Annotated in this window: 19 protein-coding genes; 12 read left to right on the forward strand and 7 right to left on the reverse strand. The window is 66.9% G+C overall.

Annotated features, from left to right (window positions below; genetic code table 11):
* Position 1: 1 nt before the first annotated feature.
* Positions 2–832: a GntR family transcriptional regulator gene (locus K7711_RS13400; RefSeq protein ID WP_222969097.1), complete on the reverse strand. Its 831-nt coding sequence runs from the start codon at positions 830–832 to the stop codon at positions 2–4.
* 117 nt (positions 833–949) lie between these two features.
* Here K7711_RS13400 and K7711_RS13405 point away from each other — a divergent pair, with 117 nt between their 5' ends.
* Positions 950–1,750: an SDR family NAD(P)-dependent oxidoreductase gene (locus K7711_RS13405; protein ID WP_222969099.1), complete on the forward strand. Its 801-nt coding sequence runs from the start codon at positions 950–952 to the stop codon at positions 1,748–1,750.
* 49 nt (positions 1,751–1,799) lie between these two features.
* Here K7711_RS13405 and K7711_RS13410 read toward each other — a convergent pair whose 3' ends face one another.
* The 4 genes from K7711_RS13410 to K7711_RS13425 all read right to left on the reverse strand — a co-directional run bounded on the left by K7711_RS13410 (position 1,800) and on the right by K7711_RS13425 (position 5,621).
* On the reverse strand, positions 1,800–2,564 hold the full coding sequence (locus tag K7711_RS13410) for a TetR/AcrR family transcriptional regulator C-terminal domain-containing protein (RefSeq protein WP_222969101.1): 765 nt from the start codon (positions 2,562–2,564) through the stop codon (positions 1,800–1,802).
* A 1-nt stretch (position 2,565) separates the two neighbouring features.
* Positions 2,566–3,369 (reverse strand): enoyl-CoA hydratase/isomerase family protein, encoded by an 804-nt coding sequence (locus tag K7711_RS13415; protein ID WP_222969104.1) that lies wholly within the window; start codon positions 3,367–3,369, stop codon positions 2,566–2,568.
* A gap of 117 nt (positions 3,370–3,486) precedes the next feature.
* The gene (locus K7711_RS13420; RefSeq protein ID WP_308014689.1) at positions 3,487–4,707 is read right to left on the reverse strand and encodes a cytochrome P450; all 1,221 of its coding nucleotides are present in this window, start codon (positions 4,705–4,707) and stop codon (positions 3,487–3,489) included.
* A 128-nt stretch (positions 4,708–4,835) separates the two neighbouring features.
* Entirely contained in the window at positions 4,836–5,621 is a 786-nt protein-coding gene (locus K7711_RS13425; protein WP_222969106.1) for a coniferyl-alcohol dehydrogenase, read from the reverse strand.
* A gap of 149 nt (positions 5,622–5,770) precedes the next feature.
* Here K7711_RS13425 and K7711_RS13430 point away from each other — a divergent pair, with 149 nt between their 5' ends.
* From K7711_RS13430 to K7711_RS13475, 10 genes are all read left to right on the forward strand, one after another.
* Positions 5,771–7,006 carry a cytochrome P450 gene (locus K7711_RS13430; protein WP_222969108.1) on the forward strand — a complete coding sequence of 412 codons (1,236 nt, stop codon included), beginning with the start codon at positions 5,771–5,773 and terminating at the stop codon, positions 7,004–7,006.
* A 50-nt stretch (positions 7,007–7,056) separates the two neighbouring features.
* Entirely contained in the window at positions 7,057–8,553 is a 1,497-nt protein-coding gene (locus K7711_RS13435; RefSeq protein WP_222969110.1) for an acyl-CoA carboxylase subunit beta, read from the forward strand.
* Between the two features lie 192 nt (positions 8,554–8,745).
* Positions 8,746–9,954 carry an amidohydrolase family protein gene (locus tag K7711_RS13440; protein ID WP_222969112.1) on the forward strand — a complete coding sequence of 403 codons (1,209 nt, stop codon included), beginning with the start codon at positions 8,746–8,748 and terminating at the stop codon, positions 9,952–9,954.
* 68 nt (positions 9,955–10,022) lie between these two features.
* Positions 10,023–10,814 carry an amidohydrolase family protein gene (locus tag K7711_RS13445; RefSeq protein ID WP_222969392.1) on the forward strand — a complete coding sequence of 264 codons (792 nt, stop codon included), beginning with the start codon at positions 10,023–10,025 and terminating at the stop codon, positions 10,812–10,814.
* A 5-nt stretch (positions 10,815–10,819) separates the two neighbouring features.
* On the forward strand, positions 10,820–11,863 hold the full coding sequence (locus K7711_RS13450; protein ID WP_222969114.1) for an acyl-CoA dehydrogenase family protein: 1,044 nt from the start codon (positions 10,820–10,822) through the stop codon (positions 11,861–11,863).
* A gap of 13 nt (positions 11,864–11,876) precedes the next feature.
* Positions 11,877–13,070, forward strand: a complete 1,194-nt coding sequence (locus tag K7711_RS13455) for an acyl-CoA dehydrogenase family protein (protein WP_222969116.1) — start codon at positions 11,877–11,879, stop codon at positions 13,068–13,070.
* Positions 13,071–13,080: 10 nt separating this feature from the next.
* A complete protein-coding gene (locus K7711_RS13460; RefSeq protein WP_222969118.1) occupies positions 13,081–13,890 on the forward strand; it encodes an enoyl-CoA hydratase in 810 nt (269 codons plus the stop codon).
* 26 nt (positions 13,891–13,916) lie between these two features.
* Complete coding sequence (locus K7711_RS13465; RefSeq protein WP_222969120.1) at positions 13,917–15,575, forward strand: thiolase C-terminal domain-containing protein; 1,659 nt, start codon at positions 13,917–13,919, stop codon at positions 15,573–15,575.
* 139 nt (positions 15,576–15,714) lie between these two features.
* Positions 15,715–16,728 (forward strand): aromatic ring-hydroxylating oxygenase subunit alpha, encoded by a 1,014-nt coding sequence (locus tag K7711_RS13470; protein WP_222969122.1) that lies wholly within the window; start codon positions 15,715–15,717, stop codon positions 16,726–16,728.
* Positions 16,729–16,787: 59 nt separating this feature from the next.
* Entirely contained in the window at positions 16,788–17,393 is a 606-nt protein-coding gene (locus K7711_RS13475; RefSeq protein ID WP_235747173.1) for a cysteine hydrolase family protein, read from the forward strand.
* Positions 17,394–17,577: 184 nt separating this feature from the next.
* On the opposite strand, the gene K7711_RS13480 is transcribed toward K7711_RS13475, so the two are convergent.
* Together K7711_RS13480 and K7711_RS13485 are read right to left on the reverse strand one after the other, a co-directional pair.
* A complete protein-coding gene (locus tag K7711_RS13480) occupies positions 17,578–18,876 on the reverse strand; it encodes an amidohydrolase family protein (RefSeq protein WP_222969126.1) in 1,299 nt (432 codons plus the stop codon).
* A gap of 109 nt (positions 18,877–18,985) precedes the next feature.
* Positions 18,986–20,206, reverse strand: coding sequence for a CaiB/BaiF CoA transferase family protein (locus K7711_RS13485; RefSeq protein ID WP_222969128.1), 1,221 nt, complete (start codon positions 20,204–20,206; stop codon positions 18,986–18,988).
* A 121-nt stretch (positions 20,207–20,327) separates the two neighbouring features.
* On the opposite strand from K7711_RS13485, the gene K7711_RS13490 reads away from it, so the two are divergent.
* A complete protein-coding gene (locus K7711_RS13490) occupies positions 20,328–21,875 on the forward strand; it encodes an aldehyde dehydrogenase family protein (RefSeq protein ID WP_222969130.1) in 1,548 nt (515 codons plus the stop codon).
* Positions 21,876–21,907: the final 32 nt, after the last annotated feature.

Genomic DNA, 21,907 nt, shown 5'->3' on the forward strand with positions numbered 1-21,907 from the left:
CTCAGGCCGGCGGCTCGGGCGGCGCCATCAGAGTCAGGTTGGAGGTGGCGAAATCCGGCAGTACCGGATCGGAATCGATCCAGTAGATCGGCGCGGGACGTTGGATCCGTCCCTGTTCGTCGTGCTCGATCACGATGTCGCGGCCGCGTATCGCCAGCAGCAAGGAGTCGAAACAATGATCGGGATCGGCATCGAGTACCAGGCCCACGGCGGCATCGATCAAATGGAACTCCATGATCCGGCGTGCCGAAGCCGCATTGCGATTACCGATCGCGTCCAGAAAGAATTGATCACTGTCGATGAAATCGTCCGGGGTGCGGGCATGCGAGAGATAGACGCTCTGATGCCGGTAGATCATGGTGTGCAGGGAACTGGTGAGTTCGGCGAAATTCGACGGGTACCGTGTCAGCGCCACGTCGTGGAACAGTTGGTGCGCTTCCTGGAAACGGCGACTGTGCGAACGATGAGTACGCATCTGCTCGAGATGATTTCGCATCTGCTCGATATCGTCGTCGCCGAGCAATTCGACGATCGCCGCCACGGTCGGCGGCTCCAGCAGCAGGCGCAGCGCATAACTCTGCTCGGTTTCGGAATTCACCAGCGGAGCCACATGCATGCCGCGGTTGGCGTGCGCCACCACCAGGCCGTCCGCTTCCAGTCGCTGCAACGCCTCGCGCAGGGGAGTGCGGCTCACCTCGAGCTCGTTGGCAAGCTGCTCCTGGGACATGCGCCACCCGGGTGCGTAGACACCTGTGATGATGCGCTCCCGCAGAGTCCGGTACAGCGCATCGACGGTGGTACCGGCGCGGATCCGTCGAGCAGGGGTAGTCATCGGCATCATCCTAAGGTCATCGGCGAACGGCGCATTCCGTCGCCGCTGTAGAAGTGTATCCAATTATGTGTACAAATAGGCGAGGTGGTGCCGCACCGAGCCCGGAAAGGAGCCCCGATGGGCGCATTGGATGGTCAGGTCGTCGTCTTCACCGGCGCGGGGGCGGGAATCGGCCGGGCGGTGGTCGAACGATATGTTGCGGAGGGTGCGCGCGTCGTCGCGGTCGACATCTCCGACCGGGTACTCGAATTGCGTGGCGGACTGGGGGATTCGGTCCGGCCGATGGTGGCCGACGTCGCCACCTGGGAGGGCAATGTCGCGGCCGTGGATGCCGCCGTGAGTGAATGGGGTCGGCTCGACGTCTTCGTCGGCAACGCGGGCATCACCGATGGGGCGCGGCCGATCGAGGAGATCCCGGGCGACCAACTGGCCGGAGCGTTCACCGAATTGTTCGGTGTGAACGTCCTGGCGCCGCTGCTCGGTGTGCGGGCCGCTCTGGACGCGCTGGTGGCGTCTCGTGGCAGTGTCATCATCACTGGTTCGTATGCCAGTACGAATGCCGCGGGTGGCGGCGTCCTGTACACCGCGTCCAAGCACGCCGTTCACGGTGTGGTGCGGCAACTCGCCTACGAGCTGGCGCCCGATATCCGCGTGAACGGGGTGGCACCGGGTGTGGCGCCGACCCGGCTGCGCGGCACCACCGCGCTCGGCCAGACGGCCGCCGATTCGGTCCTGGACGGAACTCGGGAAAAGCTTCCACTGCAAGAGGTTCCGTCCGCGGACGCCTACAACGGGATCTTCACTCTGCTCGCCTCTCGCTCCGATGCGGCTGCGATGACCGGATCGCTCGTCACCGCGGACAGCGGTCTGTCGGTGCGCGGGATCGCGCGGCCCGGTGGCCGGGTACGTCGAGCTTGATCGTCCTGGTCCGCGCCCGACCGGAGCCGGCGTGCGCAGCAGCCCCGGCCTAGCGGCCCGCAGGGTCGCCTGGCCGGTGCGGCGCAACGGAATTCGCGCGGGCCTCGGCATTGCGCTCGATCAGCCGCCCGATGTGGTCCAGGATGCAGCCCAGCCCGTATTCGAAGTTCCGTTCGTCGGGCGCGCCCGAGCGCAGGCCCCTGGCAGCGGCCGCGGCCAGCAGCGGTGTGGTCTGCGGATCGACCACGATGCTGTCGTAGTAGGCACGCGAGGATCCTTCGCCGTCCTGGTTCTTGTCGTAGAGCCGTTGCAGCACAACCGATCCGCGAATATGCAGGTTGATCGCCGAGTAGGTGTCCAATGCCTGCTCGATCGACAGGCCCGCGTCCACGAGCGTGGCCACCGTGCGTTCGAGCTGCTCGGCTCCGACTCGCCCGGCGTGCTGACTCAACGCGGATCTGATCAGGATCAGGTCGCACAGAATGGGGTTGTCCAGGAACGTGCGCCGCAGGATCCTGGCGTGGTTGACCAGGCTCTCGCGCCACTTCGACGCCTCCACCGACGGGTAGGGCGCGGTGTAGACGTACAGCCGCAGCGCGCGGTCGGTCATCGCGTTGAGCAGGTCGTCCTTCTTGCGGAAGTACCAGTAGATACTGGTCACCCCCACGTTAAGATGACGTCCCAGCAGCGGCATGCTCAGGCCGTCGATGGAGACTCGCTGGGCGAGTTCGAAGGCGCCGTCGATGATGTCCTCGGGGTTCAGCGAGCCCCGCTCGCGGCGACGCCGGTTCTCCGTGGTTGCGCGTTTGGCCACGTTATCCTCCTGTGCCCCAGGACCCGCCGGTGAAGACCGGGTCTCGCTTCTGGGCGAACGCGGCGAACGCCTCGAGCACATCCGAGCCGGACAGATTGGCGGTCTGTGCGCGCACCTCGCCCTCGAGCGCCTCGGGCAGGGTGCGGTCGGCGCCCTCGTTCATCAGCTCCTTGGTCAGCGCCAACGCTCGTGGCGGTCCGGCCGCGAGCCGGGCGGCCACCTGCGCGACGAAGGCGTCGACCGACTCCTGCGGCCGGACCCAGGTGACCAGGCCCAGCGAGTGCGCCTCCGCGGCGCCGATCGTGTCCGCCAGCAGCGTCAGGCGTTTGGCCTGTTGCAGGCCGACCAAGCGGGGCAGCAGCCAGGAACCGCCGCAATCCGGCGACAGCGCGCGGCGAATGAAGATCTGGCAGAACCGCGCATCCTCGGCGGCCACCACCAGATCGCAGCCCAGGGCGATATTCCATCCCGCACCGGCCGCGACGCCGCGCACCTTCGCGATCGTCGGAACCGGCAGTTCGTGCAGTTCCCGCACCACAGCGTTGATCGCGCGCATCTCCTCGCCGGGATCGGGAAACTCGTCCATGCCCTCGGCGTCGGAAATGTCTGCGCCGGAACAGAAATTACCGTCCGCGCCGGTCAGGACGACCGCGCGGATCGTCCCGCTCTGCGCGATCTGCGCGAACGCATCCGCCAGCGCCCGCCACAGTTCGCGGTTGATCGCGTTCTTGCGGCGTGGCCGGTTCAGGGTCAACGTCAGCACGCCCGCGGCCTCGTCACGCAGAAGTGCAGGGTCCTCACTCATGAGGTCGTCCTTTCCGAACCGATGTGCGGGCTGGTCTGCCGCTTCGGGCCGATTACGCCGAGCCGCAACGGTTCCGGTGTCGAATCCCGCTGCCGACGAAGTACTTTCGGCATCGCATCACCGGTGCGGGGCGGCGATGTCGAAGGTGACGGGCAGCGTGTTGGGGGAACGGAACGGCTGTCCGAAAATGTGCGGGTCGCCCTCGGGCAGCAGGGTGAAGTTCCTCAGCCGGTCGAGCAGGCATTCCACCGCGACCCGCGTTTCCATGCGCGCCAGATGCAGGCCCAGGCAGGTGTGCGCGCCGGCGGTGAAGCTGATGTGCGGGGTGTGCGAGCGGAAGATGTCGAACTCCTCGGGCCGGTCCCAGCGGGTTTCGTCGCGGTTGGCCGATCCCAGGCACAGATCCAGCACCGCGCCCCGGGGAATCGTGGCGCCCTCGAGCTCGGCGTCTTCGGTGACGTACCGCTGCACCAGCGTCAGCGGAGTCTCGTAGCGCAACCCCTCCTCGATGGCCTGCGGAACGAGGTCCCGATTCTGTTGCACGGCGGCGAACTGCTCGGGGTGACGCAACAGCAGATAGAGCAGATTTCCCGCGGAGCGATAGGTGGTTTCCAGCCCGGCGGGCAGCAACAATCGCAGGAACGAGTAGATCGCCTCGTCGCTCAGCTTCTCGCCATCGATCTGCGCGGCGACCAGATCGCCGATGATGTCCTCGGTCGGTGTGCTGCGGCGTTCTTCGATGCGCTCGAGGAAATAATCCTTCAGATCGTTCGAGGCCTGCAGCGCCCGCGGAACCTTGTCGGCGTAGCTGATGATCGCCACGGCGGCCTTGCGGAAGAACGGCAGATCCTCTTCGGGCAGCCCCAACAGACGTGCGATGACCCGCGTCGGGAACTCGAAGGTGAACTCCTTGATCAGATCCGCCCGGCCACGTTCGGCGAATTCGTCGATCAGCGCCTCGCAGATCGGCCGCACGATCTGCGGCTCCCACCGCAGCAGCGACTGCGGCCGGAAGGCGGTGGTCACCAGGGCCCGGTGCGCCTTGTGCGCGGATCCCGACATCGCCAGGATCGTCGGGCCCATGAACACGCCGATGGTGGAATCGTAGAGCTTCGAGGTGAATACGCGGTTGTTCCGCAGCGCCGCGCTCACCGCGGCGTAGGAGACCGCGGCGTAGGTGTCCTTGGGCCGCAACGATTCCGGTGTCTTGGAGTAGTCCATCACCGTGCCGTGGAACACCCCCGCCTCGCCGCGTCTGGCGGCGAAGTAGGGATAGGGGTCACGTAGATCGAGAACGTCCGCGGCGATCGCGGATTCGTCTCGTGCAGGGCTGGTCACAGCTCACCTCGGGGTTCGTGGCTCATCGCGGAATACGGCGGCCTTGTCTACTGTAATCCATACAGTATAGTCGCGACGGGGTGGGCGCGGATATTTCGCCGAATGCCCGGCGCTCCGGGAGCGCTGTGTCACAACCGAATCGGTGTTCCGGCGACCAGCGGTGCGACGAATCCGCCGTCCACGTGGATGTCCTGACCGTTGATCCACCGAGCCTGCGAGGAGCCCAGGAACGCGATGACCGGGACGATGTCGTCCACCCGCGCGTGCCTGCCGATGGTGGCCTTCACCGTGTCGAGGACCTCCTTGCCCATGGATGCCTCGAAATCGGCGAGGATCGGGGTCTCGGTGGGCCCGGGGCTCACGGTGTTCACCCGGACGCCGTACTTCTGCCACGCGGTGGGGGCCAGTCGCTTGGCGAAGATGATCGCGGCCTGCTTGGAGGTGCTGTACACCGGGTAGGCGGGATCCTGGTCCTGCTGCCAGCGTTCCACGGCCTCGGCGTCGGTCGCTGCCAGCAGTCCCGTCAATGCCGGAATGCGTTCCTGCCAGCCGAGTGCGGCCACCGACGCGACGGTCACGATCGCGCCGCCCTCGCGCAGGCGCGGCAGCATGCCCTCGGTCATCAGCCGCATGCCCAGGTAGTTCACCCTCAGCACGTCCGTGGCCGGTGCGGTGCCCGGCACGCCCGCGACATAGGCCAGCAGATCCCAGCCGGACCCGATCCGCTCCAGCAGGGCCGCGATCGCCGAGGCGTCGCGCAGATCGCACCGCTCGTGCCGCGCGGCCGGAGTCTGGTTGGGGCGCAGGTCCACTGCCAGGACGTGATCGCCGTTGCGGTGGAAGTGCGCGGCGGTCGCGGCGCCGATCCCCGAGCCGGCGCCCACGACGACGACCTTGCGTTGCTCAGAGTCCATGGATATCACCAATCCCGTGCGCGAAGGGTTATAGAATGCTTGACAGTAAGGGTCACTATAAATCACTCTAGTGGCCGTCACAACGGACCGGTGCGCATGCGTTTCGCACCCGGTGAGCACCGAGACGTACGCAACGAAAGAGTCAGCTCATGAGCATGCCGATCGTCGATGACACCGCGAAGATCCTGGCCGATCCGCACTCCTACACCGATGAGGCCCGATTGCATGCCACGCTGGCGAAAGTGCGTGCGAGCGAACCTGTTTCGCTGGTGGACGCGCCGGGCTACCGGCCGTTCTGGGCCATCACCAAGCATGCGGACATCCTGGCGGTCGAGCGGGCGAACCGGCTGTTCACCAACTGGCCCCGGCCGGTCCTGATGAGCGCCGCCTCCGATGAGATGCAGTCCGCTGCGGGGATTCGCACGCTGATCCACATGGACGATCCGCAGCACCGGGTGGTGCGCTCGATCGCCGCGGACTGGTTCAGCCCGAAGGCCATGAAAGCCATGGGCGAGCGGATCGAGCAGCTCGCCGAGCAGTACGTCGATCGGATGCGCGAGGCGGGCGGGGAATGCGATTTCGTGCAGGAGGTCGCGGTCAACTTCCCGCTGTACGTGATCATGTCGCTGCTGGGCGTGCCCGAGTCGGACTTTCCGCGCATGTTGAAACTCACGCAGGAGCTGGTCGGCAGTGACGACGACGAACTCAAACGCAGTGCGCCGTCGGACGAGACGATGAACGCGCTGCTGGAGATGTTCCAGTACTTCCAGCACCTGACCGCCTCGTGGCGGGAGCACCCCACCGGCGACCTGGGCTCGACCATCGCCAACGCCCGCATCGACGGCGAGCCGCTGAGCGATGTGGACACCATGTCGTACTACGCGATCATCGCCACCGCCGGGCACGACACCACCAGCAGCAGTATCGCCGGTGGGCTGCGCGCGCTCGTCGAACATCCCGAGCAACGCGAAAACCTGCGCGCGAACCTGGATCTGATGCCGCTGGCGACCGAGGAGATCATCCGGTGGGTCACCCCGGTCAAGGCGTTCATGCGCACCGCCGCGCAGGACACCACGCTCAACGGCGTGCCGATCGCGGCAGGGGACTCGCTGCTGCTGTCCTACGTGTCGGGCAATCGCGACGAGGACGCGTTCACCGATCCGTTCCGCTTCGACATCGAGCGCGAACCCAACAAACACGTGGCGTTCGGCTTCGGCGTGCATTTCTGTCTCGGGGCGGGCCTGGCCCGGATGGAGATCGGCAAGTTCCTCGCCGAACTGCTGCCGCGGCTGACCTCCATCGAACTCAACGGTGTGCCCGCACTCAGCGCCACCACCTTCGTGGGCGGACTCAAACATCTGCCGATCCGCTACACGCTGGCCTGAGCGCGGGCGAAACCTGTTGCCGGCGAGCCGAACTGCAGAAGGACGACACCATGACCAATGCCCAGACCTGGGACGAGACGCTCGCCGACCTCGATCGGCGCCGAGTGCGGGTGCAGGCGATGGGAGGTCCCGAACGGGTCGCCAAACATCGCGGCAAGGGCAAACTGGATGCCCGGTCCCGGATCGAGCACCTCGTGGATCCGGGAACGTTCCAGGAGTTCGGCACCCTGGTCGGCGGCGAGGTCGCCGCCGATGCGATCGTGGCCGGTTCCGGATTGATCCACGGCGCGCCGGTGATGGTGGGCGCGGAGGATTTCACCACGCTGGCCGGAAGTATCGCGCCGGGCAGCAATTCCAAGCGCTACCGCCTCGCCGAGCTCGCGGTGCGCAACCGGGTGCCGCTGGTGATGTTGCTGGAGGGCGCGGGATTCCGGCCCACCGGCGACCATTACGGGCGCACCCCGACCGATCTGCTGGCCCAGGCGCGGTGCTCGGGGCGCGTGCCGATGGTGACCGGGGTGCTGGGGGCCTCGGCCGGACACGGCGCGCTGGTCGCCCCGGTGGCGGATTTCGCCATCATGAGCCGTCAGGGCGCGATCTTCACCGCCGGGCCGCCGGTGGTGAAAGTCTCGACGGGAGAAGAGGTTTCGAAGGAGGATCTCGGCGGTCCGGACGTCGCGGTGCCCAGCGGGCTGATCCACAATCTCGGTGAGACCGACGAGGCGGTGCTCGACGAGATCCGCCGCTATCTGGCCTACTTCCCGCCGAGTGCGTGGTCCTATCCGCCCTCGTCCCCGCCGTCCACCGCGACCGGGCCCCGGGCCACCCCGGAACTGCTCGGACTCATCTCCCGCGACAATCGGCGCACCTACGATATGCGCACCGTGCTGGACGTGGTCTTCGACGACACCGACTGGTTCGAGGTGCAGCCCGATTTCGGCGAGGCGATCATCTGCGCGCTCGCGCATCTGGGTGGTCATCCGGTCGCGGTGGTGGCCAATCAGCCGCAGGTGCTGGCCGGATCGATCGACGCGGACGCCGCGGACAAGGCCGCGCATTTCATCACCGTCGCCGACTCGTTCCATCTGCCGATCGTGTTCCTGGCCGACAATCCGGGCATGCTGCCGGGCAGCGAATCCGAGCAGGCGGGCGTATTGCGCAGCGGGGCAAGGATGTTCGTCGCGCAGACCACCGCGACCACGATGAAGTTGCACGTAACCCTGCGCAAGGCATACGGATTCGGCTCGATGGTGATGTCGCTGATCAGCTTCGACAACCAGGTCGGCACCTTCGCCTATCCGGGCGCGACGATGGGCGCGATGAGCGCCGCGGCGCTGAGCAACGCCTCCAACGCCGAACAGGATCTCGCCGCGTCACTGCGCGAGATGGAGTTGCAGGCTTCCTACCACTCGGCACAGCACATGGGATTCGACGAACTCATCAATCCCGCGGAGACCCGCAACGCCCTGCTGGCGTCGCTGCAGCGGGGTTTGTACGCGCGACAGGCCGCCGCGGAGCCGGTGGTGCGCGCGGCCATCATGCCGTGAACCCCCGCGGAACCCGTGTACAACACGATACTGATAGGTATACAGTAGTGATATCTATTCGACTTGCGGCGAAGGGTGCCCCGGTGTGCAGCGGCGGAGTTCGGCGCCCGCGCGGGCGGGACTCGCGCGCTCGCACGGAGGCCTGCCGTCGAAAGGGCCGCTACGACCATCCGGTGAGATGAAAGGACTGCGATGACCGCGCTCGACTACAAGGCGATCGACGTCGACAATCACTACTACGAGCCGCTGGACGCGTTCACCCGGCACCTGGACCGCAAGTTCCGCCGCCGCGGTGTGCAGATCGTCCAGGACGGCAAGTACCACACCGCGGTCATCGGCGACCGGGTCAATCGCTTCATCCCGAACCCGACCTTCGACCCGATCATCGTGCCCGGCTGCCTGGACCTGATCTTCCGCGGCCAGGTCCCCGAGGGAGTGGACCCGGCCACACTGATGAAGGTCGAGAGCCTGGAACTGCGGCCCGAATACCGCGACCGGGACGCACGCGCGGCCGTGGTCGACCAGCAGGGCATCGAGACGATCTTCATGTTCCCCACGTTCGGATGCGGCGTCGAGGAGGCCCTCAAGGGTGATATCGAGGCCACGATGGCCTCGCTGCACGCGTTCAACCTGTGGCTCGACGAGGACTGGGGTTTCGACCGGCCGGACCGCAGAGTCGTTGCCGCGCCGATGATCTCGCTCGCCGACCCGGTCGCCGCCGTCGCCGAGGTCGAGTTCGTCCTCGCGCGCGGTGCGCGCATGGTGCACATCCGTCCCGCGCCGGTGCCCGGCATCGGCAAGCCGCGCTCGCTGGGTGACCCGGCGAACGATCCGGTGTGGGCGCGCCTGGCCGAGGCGAACGTGCCGGTCGCATTCCACCTGGGAGACAGCGGATATCTGAAGATCGCCGCGATGTGGGGCGGCAAGGACACCTTCGAGCCGTTCGGCGGCCCCGGCGACGCCCTGGACAAGATTCTCGTCGACGATCGCGCCATCCACGACACCATGGCCTCGCTGGTCATCCACGGCGTGTTCGATCGCCATCCGGCGCTGCGGGTAGCCAGCATCGAGAACGGCTCGGATTTCGTGGCCCGGCTGTGCAAGCGAATGAAGAAGCTGGCCAACCAATCTCCGCGATCGTTCCCGAACGATCCGGTCCAGACCCTGCGCGAGCACGTGTGGGTGGCGCCCTACTACGAGGACGACCTGCCGCGGCTGGCCGAGACGATCGGCGTCGAGCGCATCCTGTTCGGCTCGGACTGGCCACACGGCGAGGGCCTCGAGCAACCGCTGGACTTCACCGGCGAGCTGACCGGCTTCGACGCGGCGGACGTCCGAAAGATCATGCGGGACAACGCCTTGGAGTTCCTCGGCGTGCCGGTCGCGACGGCAGCGCGGTAGCGCGAGTGGGTAGGGTGATCGACTGCCTGGTCAACGTGCACTTCGGCGAACGAGAACAGCCGACGTACATGCTGAAGGTTCGAGACGACTATTTCAAAGGTCCGGCCTCGCTCTACTCGCAGGTGGAACTCGGCGAGCTGACCGGCGAAATGGACGAGCACGGCGTCGAGAAAGCCGTGCTGATGTACTCGATGGCCAAGCCGTCCAAGACCGCTGTCGAATTCGCCGAGAAATGTCCGGACCGCTTCTCGCTGGCGATCAACGGGGTGGACCTGCTGCATCCGGTGTCCTCGCTGCGCGAACTGGAATCTCTGGTCGCGAGCCTGCCGGTGGTGTACACGACCGCCGGACCCAGCTTCTGGGGTGATGGGCAGTATCCGCCGACGGACGCGGTGTACTACCCGCTGTACTACAAGTGCGCCGAATTGGGCCTGCCCCTGTGCATGAACACCGGCCTGCCCGGCCCGCCGATTCCGGGCGAGGTGCAGAACCCCATCTATCTGGACCGGGTCTGCTATCGGTTCCCCGAACTGCGCCTGTGCATGATCCACGGCGCGGACCCGTGGTGGGACACCGCGATCCGGCTGCTCATGAAATACGAGAATCTTCGTCTGATGACCTCGGCCTGGTCGCCGAAGCGGTTGCCGGACAGCCTGATTCACTTCATGCGGACCCGGGGCCGGAACAAGATAATTTTCGGCTCGGACTGGCCGGTGTTGCGCATGTCGCGGGTGGTGCCGGAGGCGCTCGCGCTGGATCTGCCGCACGACGTGCTGGAGAACTACCTCTACAACAACGCACACGAGTTCTTTTTCACAGACCGGAGCGCCCGGGACCGAGCGCTCCGGAACCAGGAGTGATGACGATGGATCGCTACGAACTGCGCAGACAGGATTACAGCCTGTCCGCGGACCAGACCGAGTTGCAGGCGGTCTACACGAAATTCTTCCGGACGCGCAGCACCATCGATATCGTCCGCGCCGCCGAACCGATCGGATTCGACAAGAATCTGTGGGAACAGCTGTGCGGCACCGGCGCCACCTCGATGGCCCTGCCCGAATCGGTGGGCGGCGACGGCGCGACACTGGTCGATCTGACCCTGGTCGCCGAAGAACTCGGCCGCACCATCGCACCCGTTCCGTGGATCGATCATGTCTGCGCGGCCCGGCTGCTGGCTCGCCTGGGAGCGTTGGGGCCTGACGACTCGGATATTGTCGCGGGCAAGACCGTGGTGGCTCTGGATGCTCGTCTCGACGCCGTCACCGGGCCGCGGCTGATCCCCTCCGGTGCGGTGGCCGATCACATTCTGGTCCGGGACGGCAGCGACATCGTCCGGTTGAGTTTCGACACCCGCCCGGCCAGGACCGACAACATCGGGCGGCTGCCCATGGCATGGATCGATCCCGCGGCGGCCGACCACCGGACCGTCGTCGCGTCCGGCGCCGAGGCGCTGGCGCAATACGTTGTGGCACTGGACGAATGGCGGCTGCTCACCGCGGCGGCGCTGGTGGGCCTGGTGGAGGAGACCCTGACCGTGGCCGCGGAATTCGCCAGGAACCGCTACACCATGGGCGTGCCCATCTCCACACTCCAGGGGATCTCCCATCCACTGGCCAACATCGCGATCGTGGTGCAGTCCGGGCGCAATCTGGCCCGCCGCGCGGCCTGGTTCCTGGACAACGAACCCGATGCCCAGCCCGGCCTCGCACCGGCGGCGTTCGTGTACCTGGCCGAGGAGGCCGCGAAGGCCGCGACCACCGCCGTGCATGTGCAGGGCGGCCTCGGCGTCAGCGCGGAATCCGTCTCGTCCGCGTATCTGCTGCGTGCCCGGGGCTGGTCGTTGGCCGGGGGCGATCCGGGAGCCAGTGCGGCGCGGGTCGCCGAATGCTTTGCCGCGGTTCAGGTTTAGAACGGAGACAGCGATGGATTTCTCGCGAGTGCAACTGTCGGGCGAGGAGCAAGCCTTCCACGATCGGGTGCGAAAGTTCCTCGACACCCACGTCACCGATGAGGTCCGGCGGCGTGATCGGGAAACCGGTGACAACTTCGACGAGGGCGTGCACCTGGCCATGGGCGCGGATGGCTGGCTGTCGGCGGAACTGAACACCGGGGGCGAGGGCGGGATGACCCGGGTGCAGCGCAGGCTGTGGGATCTGGAGCGGCGTCGGGTACACGTGCCGTGGGTCACCTGGGGCACCACGGCGATAGTGGCGGCCTCGGTCGAGCATTTCGGTTCGCCCGAGTTGCAGAGCGAAGTGCTGCCGCGGGTGGCATCCGGACAGGTCCGGTTGTGTCTGGGCTACACCGAGCCCGACGGCGGCTCGGATGTGGCGACCTGTAAGACCAAGGCCGTTCGCGACGGTGAGCAGTGGATCATCAACGGCTCCAAGATGTTCACCACCGGAGCGCACAACTGCCAGTACGTCTTCCTGATCACCAACACCGATCCCGAGGCGCGAAAACACAAGAGCCTCACCATGTTCCTGGTTCCCCTGGACACGCCGGGAATCGAGATCCAGGGCATCCGGACCGTGGACGGCGACCGGACGAACATCGTGTTCTACACCGACGTCCGCGTGGACGACAGGTACCGGCTCGGCGAGGTCAACGACGGATGGCGAGTCCTGTTGCAGCCCTTGGCCGTCGAGCACGGCGTGGTCGACGCGGACGCGGACGGCCTGCAGGACGTGTCCATCATGGTGCACCAGGGCACCATGATGGCGACCTCGGTGGACCGGATCGCCGGTATCGCGGGCAGGCAAGGTCCCGACGGTCGCCGCCTGATCGACGACGGGGCGGTCGCGTATCGGCTGGGCCGCAGCATCGCGCGGATGGAAGCGGCGCTGTCCGCGCCCAGCATGTTCGGCCGCGTCGCGATCGCCCAGACGATGCGCGACATCTCCCCGGATCTGATGGACCTGCTCGGCGCGGCCTCCGCGCTGCCGATCGATGCCGAAGGGGCCGCGGACGAGGGCGGCGCGGAGTACGTCTACCGCTGGGCGCCGCTGTGCGGAATCTACGGCGGCACCCTGGAGGTCTTCCGCAACATGATCGCCGAGCATGTTCTGGGCCTGGGACGGGCGAACTATGCCGCGCCGGTCGCGGCGAAACGATGAAAGGTCGAGTATGAGTACCGATCTGGTCCGCTACGAGGTTGCCGAGGGCATCGCGACGATCTCGCTCAACCGGCCCGAGGTGCACAACGCGCAGAATATGGCGTTGCTCGACGAGCTCGACGCCGCGTGGACCCGGGCCGCGGACGACCCGCAGGTGCGGGTGATCGTGTTGCGCGCCAACGGCAAACACTTCTCCGCCGGTCACGACGTCGCCCGCAGCACCTGGGACGACAACCGGGACAAGTGGCTGGTGTCCGACATCTACGAGGTCGAATCCCGCCGCTACGTCGGCTATTCACTGAAGTGGCGCAACATCCCCAAGCCGTCCATCGCCGCGGTGCAGGGGGTCTGCATCGCCGGAGGGCTGCTGCTGGCCTGGCCGTGTGATCTGATCGTGGCCGCCGACAACGCCCGGTTCTCCGATCCCGTCGTGGCGATGGGCATCGGCGGCGTCGAATACCACGCGCACACCTGGGAGATGGGGGCCCGGCTGGCCAAGGAGGTCCTGTTCACCGGCCGGCCCGTCAACGCCGAGGAAGCGTTGCGGATCGGCATGGTCAACAAAGTGGTCGCGCGCGACGAACTCGATGCCGCGGCAAGGGAACTGGCGGCACAGATCGCGACGAAACATCCGTTCGCCCTGCGCGCGGCGAAACGCGCGGTCAACCAGACCCTCGACATCCAGGGGTTCACCGCCGCCGTGCAAGCGGTGTTCGACATCCATCAGCTGGGCCACGCCCACGCGATCTCCGAGACCGGACAACCGGTGCTGATGGCCCTGGACGGTATGAAAAACCAAGCCGCACAGCAGAAGCGGTAATCCGCACCGGGCCACGAGGAGGATATGTGCCCGAGGATCCGACGCGTCCGCTGCCGTCCGTGACACCCGAGACCGAGTTCTACTGGAGCTCCGGTGCGGACGGACGACTGCGGATTCAGCAGTGCGCCGCGTGTTCGGCGTTGATCCATCCGCCGCAGCCGGTGTGCCGGTGCTGCCACGGCTCGGACATGGGTGTGCGAGTGGTCTCCGGATTCGGGACGCTCATCGGCTACACGGTGAATCACCGGTTCGCCCCGCCCGGCCTGCCGCCGCCTTATGTAGTGGCACAGGTTGCGCTCGAGGAGGATTCGCGGGTCCGGCTGACGACCAACGTCGTGGAATGCGACCCCGAGCAACTCGAACTCGGCATCCGGATGGAAGTGGTGTTCGAGCGCGCCGGTGCGGTCTGGTTACCGATGTTCCGCCCGGCGCCACCGCCGAACCCGCCGAATCCGTTGCCCGCCGACGCTATTCGGCCCGATGCGATACGCGGGCTGGTCCGGCCGATGGCTTCGGCCGAGAAGTTCGAGGACAAGGTGGCGCTCACGGGAATCGGCATGTCGCGCTTGGGGCGTCGACTGATGGCCGATCCGCTGTCGCTGACCGTGCAGGCGTGCCGGGCGGCCGTCGAGGACGCGGGGCTGAGCCTGGCCGATATCGACGGTCTGTCCACCTACCCCGGCTCCGGTGCCCTCGGCCCGTTCAGCGAAGGTGGTGTCACCGCGGTGGAATCGGCGCTGGGGATCCGGCCGACCTGGTACAACGGCGGCGGCGAGACGTTCGGGCCGGGCGGTTCGGTGATCGCGGCGATGCTGGCGGTGGCGGCGGGCTTCGCCAGGCACGTGCTGTGCTTCCGGACGGTGTGGGAGTCCACCTACGCGCAATTGGTTCGGGCCGGGCGGATTTCGCCGTCGGCGGGCATCACCGACAGCTGGCTGGCGCCCTTCGGCGCCGTCTCGGCCGCACACATCCTGGCCCAGACCGCGCAACGGCACTTCCACACCTACGGCACCGATCGCGAGACCCTGGGCTGGATCGCGCTCAATCAGCGGGCCAACGCGGCACACAATCCCACGGCGATCTACCGCGATCCGCTCACCATGGACGACTATCTGTCGGCCCGGCCGATCACCACACCGTTCGGCCTGTACGACTGCGATGTGCCGTGCGACGGGTCGGTCGCGGTGATCGTCTCCGCGCGGGAGACCGCGGGGGATCTGGCCAGGCCGCCGGTACTGGTCGAGGCGGTGGGCACGCAGATCCTCGAACGCCTGGAGTGGGACCAGAGCACACTGACGCACGAGCCGCAGGTGCTCGGCCAAGCCGCGCATCTGTGGACCCGCACGACCTTGCGGCCCGGCGACGTCGATGTCGCCGAACTCTACGACGGGTTCACCTTCAACTGCCTGTCGTGGATCGAAGCGCTCGGCTTCTGCGGCATCGGCGAGGCCAAGGACTTCCTCGACCGGGGCAGAAACATTGCGCGAGAAGGGATCCTGCCGTTGAACACCCACGGCGGCCAGCTGTCCCACGGCCGGACCCACGGTATGGGCCTGGTGCACGAAGCGGTGACCCAACTGCGCGGCGACGGCGGGGTGCGCCAAATTCCCGACGCCCGGGTCGCGGTCGTCACCAGCGGTGGACTGACGCCCAGTGGCGTCCTGTTGCTGCGATCGGCGCGGTGATCCGCGAGATCGCCGCTGCGGCACAGCAAAGCGGAGCCCGCATCACCCGCGGTCGGCTGGAGCCGGGGGTCGCGCCGACCTGCTGGATGTACTACTGTAAATAAAACAGTACGACTGAAGTGTCCTCTGGAGGTGTCACGTGAAGGTTCCCTTCACCTGGAAGGTCACCGGGTGGTTCATGGTGGGGTGGTCCGCGGAGTTCCCGAAGGGACAGGCCCGGCCGCTGCGGTACTTCGGCGAGGATCTCGTGGCCTACCGCGACGAATCCGGCGAGCTGCATATTCTCACCGGTCACTGCCGGCACCTCGGCGCGCACATCGGCCACGGCGGCAAGGTGGTCGGTGACTGCGTCGAGTGCCCGTTCCACGGCTGGCGATGGGGCCCGGACGGGCGCAATCGCAGGATTCCGGGGGAGGACCGGGTCAACCGTGGTCTGCGGCTGCGCGTCTACCCGGTCGATGAACAGAACGGTTGTGTGTTCATGTGGCATCAGCCCCACGGCAAGGAGCCGCGATGGCAGATGCCCGACATCTTCGAACTGTTCCCCGATGTCGGAACCGACCCGTCCGGCTACTACCGGCCGTATCCGGAGTTCTCCCGCAAGAGCGAGCGAGAGCCGGTACATCCACAGGTGGTTCTCGAAAACGGCCCGGACAGTTTGCATTTCGAATACGTGCACGGCGCCACGGTCACCCCGCAGATGCTGGACTGGCGCGAGGAGGACCACACCTGGTCCTTCCTGACCGGGTGGCCGGACGCGCGCAGTGCCGACCCGGACAAGATGGCGATGCGAATCCATGCGCAGATGTTCGGACTGGGCGGGTCGATCAGCGCCTTCGAAGGTTCCTCGAAACACCGGCTCATCTTCGCGACGACGCCCGTCGATGACGAATGCTCGGACCTGTTCTACTCCATCTGGTGGCCGCGAAATCCCGGCGACGAATCCGATGTGCCGCCGCCGGAGGTTCGCGAGCGGGTGGAGAAGCAGTTCTTGATCACCGTCTGGGAAGACCTCAGCATCTGGCGATACCAGAAGTACGTCGAGCATCCTCCGTTGTCGCCCAAGGATGTGAAACCGTATCTGTCGCTGCGGAAATGGGCTACACAGTTCTACGACGTGTCCCCGCAGGACACCGCGAGCACCCCGGCGTGAGCGTATCGAGCGGCGGCCGGGATCCGGGCGCCGCGACGCGCCCGGCGTTACCGGCACAGCTGGTCGCGCCGGACCGCACGGCCGTGGTCGTTCAGGAGTGCCAGGGTGCGGTGGTGGGCCCGGATGCTGGGCTTGCGGCACTGGCGCACGAGGCCCGGCGCGAGGCGCTGCCCAATATCGGCAGACTGCTGCCCGTAGCGCGGGCGGCCGGAGTTCGGATCGTGCACTGCGTGGTGACGCGGCGCGCAGATGGCCAGGGCGCCAACCACAATGCGAAACTGTTCGACATCGGGCGGCGCGGAGTCGATGTGACGCCCGGAAGTCCGGGAGCCGCGGTCTTGCCCGAGCTGGGCCCCGAACCAGCCGACCTCGTCCTGACCCGCGGACACGGTCTGGGTCCCATGGGTGGCACCGATCTCGACGCGGTGTTGCGCAATCTCGGCATCACGACGATCGTCGCGACCGGAGTATCCCTCAACGTTGCCATCCCGAATCTGGTGATGGACGCGGTGAACGCCGCCTATCGCGTCGTGCTCCCACGTGACGCGGTGGCCGGCGTCCCACGCGAATACGGCGCGGCCGTCATCGACAACACCCTGTCCCTGCTGGCCACGGTCACCACGACCGCTGAGCTGATCGGCGCCTGGGCGCACCAGTCCGGCTAGGGGAGTGCTTCGACCAGATTGCGCCGCAACACTTTTCCGGTCGCAGTGGTCGTCCGTCGTTTGCGCGAAGCCATGCGATCCGCGCGGGTTGGCCGGCGTAGTCGCGAAATTCGTAGAGAAACGGCGGACGCCCACCTGGCCCCGGACCGGCCAGGTGGGCGTCCGTCAGGACCGCGACACCGGGTCAGCTCGCGGTGTGCGCGGTGGCCGCTTTGATCTGGGTCTGGAAGGCGGCGAGCTTGTCTTCCGCCGATGTGTGCTTGTGACTGCGCGCCTGAATACTGACGTCGTGATCGGCGGCCGCGGCTCGCAGCGCACCGACGGTCGCCTGCTCGCGCGGCACGTGCTGGAACGGATCGAAGGAGTACCAGCGCATGGCGTTGAGATGAGTCATCTTGTGGATCTCGTCGTCCGGCACCTGCTCGCGCTGCAGCACCTCGTGCAGCACCTCCGGGGCGTCGGGCCACATGGAATCGCTGTGCGGGTAGTCCATTTCCCAGGAGATGTTGTCGATGCCGATCTCGTTGCGCAGCCGCACGCCGATCGGATCGCTGATGAAACAGGTCAGGAAGTGCTCGCGGAACACCTCCGAGGGGAGTTTGCCGCCGAAGTCCTGCATCGTCCAGGCCGAGTGCATCTCGTAGGTACGGTCGACGCGTTCGAGAAAGTACGGGATCCAGCCGGTGCCGCCCTCGGACAGCGCGATCTTCAGGTCCGGGTAGTCCTTGACCGGCCGCGACCACAGCAGATCGGCGGCGGCCTGCACGATGTTCATCGGCTGCAGCGTGATCATCACATCCGGGGGCGAGTCGACCGCGGGCACGGACAACCGGCCGGAGGATCCGATGTGCACGCTGCACACGGTGTCGGTGTCCACCAGTGCCTGCCACAGTGGATTCCAGTACGGGTCGTGGAAGCTCGGATAGCCCAGTGCGGCAGGGTTTTCCGAGAACGTCAGCGAATGCACGCCCTTGTCCGCGCAGCGGCGGACCTCCGCCGCGCACGCCTGCGCATCCCAGATCACCGGCAAGGCCATCGGGATGAAGCGGCCGGGATAGGCGCCGCACCACTCATCGATGTGCCAATCGTTGTAGGCGCGCACGAGAGCCAGGGAGAAGTCGGGGTCCTCGGTGGCGAACAGCCGGGCCGCGAAGCCCGGGAACGACGGGAAGTTCATCGAGGCCAGAACCCCGCCCGCGTTCATGTCCTTGACGCGCTGGTGCACGTCGTAACAGCCGGGCCGGATCTCGTCCAGCCCTTCGGGTTCGAGGCCGTACTCGTGCTTGGGGCGCCCCGCGACGGCGTTCAACGCCACGTTCGGCACCGTGACCTCGCGGAACTTCCACACATCGGCGCCGTCGTCGGTGTGGATCAGCCGCGGGGCGTCCGCGGCGTACTTCTGCGGCAGATGGTTCTTGAACATGTCCGGCGGTTCGATGATGTGGTCATCGACGCTGATCAGGATCATGTCGTTCTCGTCCACGATCACGCTCCTTCGAAAAGGCATACTGTATTGCTTACGATACAGCTTAGGGTAGCTGTCCTGGCGGACTCGTCAATAGGGACTGCTCGCGCGGGACGGGTGCCGACGCTCAGAGGATCGCGCCGTCGTCCTTGGCTGCGATGATGTCGTCCCAGTCCAGCCCGAGCTCGAGCAGGATCGTCTCGGTGTGCTCGCCGTATTCGGGAGAGCGACTCGGCGGCGGCGGCGTTTCGTCGAATTGCACAGGGGCGCAGACGGTTCGGTAGTGTTTACCGGCGTCGTCGGTGACGTCCATCAGATACCCGTTGGCTGCCACCTGCGGATCGTCCAGAACTTCCCGAGGGCTGGCGAGGGTGGCCCAGACGGCGGGCTCGTCGGCGAGCGTCTTCTGCCATTCGCTCAGATCGCGTTCGGCGAACGTCCTGCGCAATTCGGCGGTGGCGGCTTCCTGGTTGGCGACCAGGTTCGACAGCGGAACGAAGCGCTCGTCGGTCGCCAGATCGGGCCGGCCGATCCGCTCACAGAACCCCTGCCAGAAGCGGTCGGTCTGCAACAGCATCAGCTGCACCCACCGTCCGTCGCGGGTCTGGTAGCGATTCACCGCGGGGTTGAGTGCGGTGCCCGCCGGCCCGGCGGGGATGCGATCGACTCCGTAGTAGTCCGCCGCCCCGATGTCCGGTGCGATCGCCCACATGCCTTGGGCCAGTAGGGAACTGTCCACGATGGGGGCACGGCCGGTGCGCTCGCGATGGAACAGGGCCGCGGCGATGCCTCCGGCGAGGGTTATCCCGCCTTGCAGATCGCCGAACGCCGGGCCCTGGGTCACCGGATATTCGACGTCGCTGGGGGACAGGGCATACGCGACCCCGGCGCGGGCCATATAGCTGGCCGCGTCGAAGCCGCCCCGGTCCCGCTCGGCGCCTCGGCTGCCGTGGCCGCTGCCGCGGGCGATGACGACCTTCGGGTTGAACTCCCGGATCTGCGGCACGGTCAGGCCCGCGCGCTCGAGCGGCCCCGGGAGCCAGTTGGTCAGGAAGACGTCCGCGCTGGCGATCAGCTTGCCGATGATCGCGCGGCCACGCTCGGACTTGATGTTCACCCCGATGCTGCGCTTACCGTGATTGCCCAGCTCCATCATGAAATTCGCACGGACCGGGGAACTTTCGGGAGTCAGACCGCCGACCACCAGATTGCGGCACGGATCACCCCCGGTGGTGTCCTCGACCTTGATCACCTCCGCGCCCCAGTCCGCCAGGGCGGCGCCTCCGCAGGGGACGTACGTCCAGGACGCCAGTTCGACAACCCGAATGCCGTTGAGCAGGCCCGACATGGGTGTTCCCTTCTTCCGATCGCTCGATGTCTTGAAGAACTATACGGTAAACGTTACAGTTACTCATCCAGAATGGATTTCGTGACATCGCGGATGCGGCTGCCGAGGATCAGGAGGGAATGTGCGCGAGATCGTCGGGCAGACCCCGGCCACCAGTGCCGATGTAGGTCGCCGCGCAGCGGCGCGAGCCGAGACTCGTCTGCTGATCGACGGCGAGCTGACCTCGGCGACCGACGGCGAGGAGTTCGCGAACTTCAGCCCGGCCACCGGCGCTTCGCTCGGTGTCACCGCCGCGGCCGGTCCGCGGGACATGCTTCGCGCGATCGAGGCCGCCAGGCGTGCGTTCGACGAGACCGGCTGGTCCACCGATCGAGCGCTGCGCCGGCGCTGCCTGGGACAACTGCAGCAGGGGCTGGAGGACGAAAAGCAGGAGTTCGCCGACGAACTCGTCGCGGAGGTCGGATGTCCCGCGATGACTCTGCGCAACGCGCAGCTGGACTGGCCGCTGGCCGAATCGTTGCGGTACCCCGCGCGGTTGATCGATGAATTCGAATGGGAGCGAACCCTTCCCGGCGGCGGGCTGTTCGGCGAACGCAATGTGCGCACGGTGGTTCAGGAACCGGTGGGCGTGGTCGCGGCGATCTGCCCGTCGAATTTTCCGGTCGAGGTGATCCTGAACAAGCTCGGTCCCGCGCTGGCCGCGGGAAATACCGTCGTACTCAAGCCGGATCCGAACACGCCGTGGAACGCCACCCGAATCGGCCGGATCATCGCCGAGCGCACCGATATCCCGCCGGGTGTGGTCAATATCGTGCCCACCCCGTCCAACGACGTCGCGAGCCTGCTGGCCACCGATCCGCGGGTGGACATGATCTCGTTCACCGGGTCGACCGCGGTCGGGCGGAGGCTGATGCGGCTGGGCGCGGAGACGATGAAGCGCACATTCCTCGAATTGGGCGGCAAGTCGGCGCTGATCGTGCTGGAGGACGCTGATCCGGTCACCGCGCTGCGCAGTGCGGTGGGCGTGTGCGTGCACGCCGGGCAGGCATGCGCCGCGACGAGCCGGATGCTGGTGCATCGCTCGGCATTCGGCGACATGGTCGCCGGTGTCGCGTCGGCGTTCGACGCGGTCCCGGTCGGCGATCCCGCGTCACCCGACACGCTGGTCGGCCCGGTGATCACCGCGACTCAGCAGGAGCGTGTCCTGGACGCGTGCACCCGTGCGACGGTGGACGGCGCTCGTCTGGTGACCGGAGGCGGGAGCGTCGAGTCGCTGCCCGCGGAACTGGCGGGCGGTCACTACGTGCAACCGACCGTATTCGTCTGCGAGGACCCCGATCTGGCGATCGCCCAGGAGGAGATCTTCGGGCCGGTGCTGGTGATGATCCCGTTCGACGACGACCAAGCGGCGATCCGCATCGCCAACAACAGCGCCTACGGCCTGGCCGGTGCGGTGCTGTCCGCATCGGCCGACCGGGCCATGGCGGTCGCACGCCGGGTCCGCACCGGCTCGATCGGCGTCAACGGCGGCATGTTCTACGGCGCGGACGCGCCGTTCGGCGGCTACAAGAACAGCGGCGTCGGCCGCCAGTGCGGCCTGGAGGGCTTCGGGCAGTACCTCGAGACCAAGACCATCGGCAGCCGGATTCGGATTCCCAGGCAGCACTGACCGATTCGTGGCCGCAGGGCCGATCACCGAAC

Source organism: Nocardia coffeae (assembly GCF_019890715.1).
Classification (GTDB): Bacteria; Actinomycetota; Actinomycetes; order Mycobacteriales; family Mycobacteriaceae; genus Nocardia; species Nocardia jiangxiensis.

Coding starts and splice junctions, on each gene's coding strand:
- K7711_RS13430 (WP_222969108.1), top strand. CDS start 5,771: ATGAGCATGCCGATCGTCGATGACACCGCGAAGATCCTGGCCGATCCG.
- K7711_RS13485 (WP_222969128.1), bottom strand. CDS start 20,206: ATGTCGGGCCTGCTCAACGGCATTCGGGTTGTCGAACTGGCGTCCTGG.
- K7711_RS13435 (WP_222969110.1), top strand. CDS start 7,057: ATGACCAATGCCCAGACCTGGGACGAGACGCTCGCCGACCTCGATCGG.
- K7711_RS13415 (WP_222969104.1), bottom strand. CDS start 3,369: ATGAGTGAGGACCCTGCACTTCTGCGTGACGAGGCCGCGGGCGTGCTG.
- K7711_RS13400 (WP_222969097.1), bottom strand. CDS start 832: ATGACTACCCCTGCTCGACGGATCCGCGCCGGTACCACCGTCGATGCG.
- K7711_RS13460 (WP_222969118.1), top strand. CDS start 13,081: ATGAGTACCGATCTGGTCCGCTACGAGGTTGCCGAGGGCATCGCGACG.
- K7711_RS13425 (WP_222969106.1), bottom strand. CDS start 5,621: ATGGACTCTGAGCAACGCAAGGTCGTCGTCGTGGGCGCCGGCTCGGGG.
- K7711_RS13445 (WP_222969392.1), top strand. CDS start 10,023: ATGCTGAAGGTTCGAGACGACTATTTCAAAGGTCCGGCCTCGCTCTAC.
- K7711_RS13405 (WP_222969099.1), top strand. CDS start 950: ATGGGCGCATTGGATGGTCAGGTCGTCGTCTTCACCGGCGCGGGGGCG.
- K7711_RS13455 (WP_222969116.1), top strand. CDS start 11,877: ATGGATTTCTCGCGAGTGCAACTGTCGGGCGAGGAGCAAGCCTTCCAC.
- K7711_RS13440 (WP_222969112.1), top strand. CDS start 8,746: ATGACCGCGCTCGACTACAAGGCGATCGACGTCGACAATCACTACTAC.
- K7711_RS13450 (WP_222969114.1), top strand. CDS start 10,820: ATGGATCGCTACGAACTGCGCAGACAGGATTACAGCCTGTCCGCGGAC.